Annotated in this window: 1 other annotated feature. The window is 52.9% G+C overall.

The features are described from left to right. Positions 1-85: a sequence feature (5S ribosomal RNA rRNA prediction is too short), on the bottom strand. Positions 86-255 lie beyond the last annotated feature (170 nt).

Here is a 255-nt window from a genome sequence, read left to right as displayed (position 1 = left end):
GTGTAGCAGTACCATCGGCGCTGGCGGGCTTAACGGCCCTGTTCGGAATGGGAAGGGGTGGAACCCCGCCGCCTAGTCACCTAAGTCTTCTTAGATTCACGATTTGAGAAAATGCACATATCGCAAATCCGGTATTCTTTAATTTCAAAAAAAGCCTTCGATCAAACGATCGGAGGCTTTTGTAAGGTTGGCGGCCACCTACTCTCCCGCTTGGTGTAGCAGTACCATCGGCGCTGGCGGGCTTAACGGCCCTGT

The sequence above is a fragment of the Alistipes sp. ZOR0009 genome (assembly GCF_000798815.1).
Classification (GTDB): domain Bacteria; phylum Bacteroidota; class Bacteroidia; order Bacteroidales; family ZOR0009; genus Acetobacteroides.
The sequence above is the reverse complement of the archived record's forward strand: the minus strand, read 5'-3'. Positions and strand labels throughout refer to the sequence as shown.